Origin of the sequence: uncultured Maritalea sp., from assembly GCF_937139385.1 — a bacterium.
GTDB classification, from domain to species: domain Bacteria; phylum Pseudomonadota; class Alphaproteobacteria; order Rhizobiales; family Devosiaceae; genus Maritalea; species Maritalea porphyrae_A.
The window spans coordinates 1-2,842 of record NZ_CAKZPW010000295.1 but is presented as its reverse complement, the minus strand read 5'-3'; the positions used below and the strand labels follow the sequence as shown (position 1 = coordinate 2,842).

Annotated in this window: 2 protein-coding genes; both read right to left on the bottom strand. The window is 49.6% G+C overall.

All coding sequences use genetic code 11. The features are described from left to right. The coding region (locus tag Q0231_RS12240; protein WP_299347862.1) for an ABC transporter transmembrane domain-containing protein at positions 1-2,032 on the bottom strand (2,032 nt) is incomplete at its 3' end. Next, positions 2,032-2,842, bottom strand: an 811-nt coding sequence (locus tag Q0231_RS12235) for an ABC transporter ATP-binding protein (RefSeq protein ID WP_299347861.1), incomplete at its 5' end; no start/stop codon positions are given. The genes Q0231_RS12240 and Q0231_RS12235, both read right to left, overlap by 1 nt.

Here is a 2,842-nt window from a genome sequence, read left to right as displayed (position 1 = left end):
GCATCGGTGCAACCCAGCTTAAATCAAGGTCAGGGTGATCAAGAGGCACATTGAATTGCGCCATCATGCGTTCGATTTCACTGGTTTCGATAGCTGGATCATTCATTTTCACGTTTTGCTCAATCGAGCCGTAGAAGAAACGCGGCCTATCTTGTTGAAAGCTTATTTCGAACCGCAGTTCGCCCAAATCGAGTTGACGAATGTCCAAATGATCAAACGTAATCGAGCCTGATTGGGCTTTGTATAGACCTGCGAGGAGCTTCAGAAATGTCGATTTTCCGCTACCGCTCGGGCCGGTTATTGCCACAATCTCTCCGGGGGCGATGTTCACATTCAGACCGCGTATGGCAGCGTCTGTGGCCTGCTGATATCTAAATGATAGATCCCTTGTACGTATGTGCCCGTCAAAAGAGCGGCTGATGTTCGGTATGACGCCGGGAGTGCGTTCGGTTTGCAGGCGCATGAGGTTGTTGATCAAGCGCACCGCCTCAATCAAGCGACCAACGCGGCTCAGGCTCATGAACGCGTTTTGCAGCGGTGATAGAATGCGCCAAACGATGGCCATGATTGCAATCAACCCGCCAATGTTTAGATTGCCGTTGATCACTGAAATGGTGCCACAACCCAGCATTACAACGCCTGCATACATCGACAAGGCTTGAGATATGATTTGTACTTTTTGGGAAAAATGTTGGGCCTTGAAGTCAAGCGCGCCGAAACTCGCCGACGCTTTTTCAAATCGGCTTTGCCAAATTTTTTCGCCGCCAACATTGCGAATATCGCGTTGATTGAGGAACAGCTCCATCATGATGTTTTGTTTTTTTGTTTTCGCATCACCGCTTTGCATGGTTTGGCGTTTCGCAATTGGGATGGTGATGGCAGCGAGCACGAGGTACAAAATCACCAATACAACGGGGATGGCGGCAAGCCAGCCACCAATTAGTGCAATTGCGGTAATGAAAATCAATATGAATGGTAGATCGAGAATGGCAGTGCCAAGTGAGCCGATAAACAACTCACGCAGCTTTTCAAATTGTCTCAAGCGCGACAATTGTGCGCCGATTGGTGCGCTTTGGACGAACTGAAACGGCATATACAATAGACGTTCAAAGACCTCGACCGAAAGCGCGCTATCAAACCGTGCGCCAATGTACGCGAGGATTTTGGAACGTAGATTCCGCAATGCAAATTCGGCCAAAATCACAATAGATATTCCGACGACCAGCATTATGAGGCTATCGGAAGATTTTGACGGTATGACATAGCCAAATATGGCCATGATGAATATGGGCACAGCGAGCGCGGCCATGTTGATGCCAAAATTCACGAGAAACAGGCTCATGAAAAGGTTTTTGAAAGACGCGGTCGCCTGCGTTACCCAACCAAATGAGTTTATGTGTCGGATATGCGTTTCAATATCGACCGGGCTGATCAGATATACGGTTTGTGGACGTCCACTACAGGCGTAGGTCTCTTCTTTGCCGGTTGCGCCATTATATAGAACAGCAGTGTTTTCAGAATGGTCGATGGACAAAATAACGGAGACTGTACCGTTGCGGCCATGGTGTATACAGGGCAGCTTTTCGTCTGAAAGCTCCGAGAGGCGAATAGAATGTTTTTCCGCGGCCAAACTTAAGCGCGTGAGGACCGCGCGCATGCTTGCAAGGTCTGCAACTCTTTCGAAATGGGGTAGGGCTTGTACTAAGTGTGTATCATTCCCCGCCCAACCCATGACGGCCAGTAGGACCTGCAAGCAATTACCCGCTGAACTTTCATAGTCAATGCCGGGCCATCTTTCTTTGATGCCAAGTCGCTGTTCAAATTCTGAGAATTGTTGGTCGTCATTGTCGTCTTCAAAGAGCTGAACTTCTGACGACACTTGCACTTGTGGGTTCGTCAGGCTGCGGGCGATTGCTTCCAAGTCGGCAATATTGCCATGGCCGGCGGCAATCCGTGAACGAGCGGCTTTTGTTGCGTCATCAACTTCAGGGATATTCTCAATTTGGGTGTCAGGGGTCTTGATGTCGCTCATTAGCCAGCAGCCTTTTCGTCGACTTTTTGGGCCGCAGGATGGTAAGTTGGAAATTCAAATGGGACCAACTCGCCCTGGCGCAACTGCATGCATGTGTCTGCTATAGATAGGAATGAAGGTCGGTTTGATAGAATGATCATTGTGGTGGAACCGCGTAGCGCTGTCAGACCCCGCTGCAAAAGCTTTTCTGCACGTTGATCAAGCACGGCGTTTGCTTCCTCTAACACGAGTATTTTGGGGCGGCGGGCCAATGCACGTGCAATACATATGCGCTGTTGAAAGCTTGGCGGTAGCATTTCACTTCCACCAGAGCCGAGCAAGGTGTCGTAACCCAATGGTAGATGCTGGATGTCGGCCTCTAGACCGATTAGTCGGGAAGCAGCGCGTGCAGACTGCAGCCCCTCACGGGTGTCAAAAAGCGTGAGGTTTTCAAGGATAGTGCCCTTAAAAATGGCGGTATGCTGAGGAACATATGCGATAGAACTGCTTAGGTCAGCGCCCACAAGTTCTTCAATGCCAATACCGCAAATGCTGAGTGAGCCTGCCGTTGGCGTCGAAACCGCGCGCATTAGCGAGAGCAGTGTACGGTCATCTGGCGCGTTGCCACCTTTAAGCGCAAGGATTTGACCATGGGGAATTTGAATTGAAATAGGGGCGGTGAGCGCATTGTTGCTGCCTTCCCGCAAAAACTGAACGTTTTCTAACTGGATTTCACCAGAAGGCAATTTTACTGGTTCGCGTTCGATGTCCGGTTGATCATTCAATGCAAAAAGCTCATCGACGTTCTTTTTGACCAGATCAAAGTTCCTT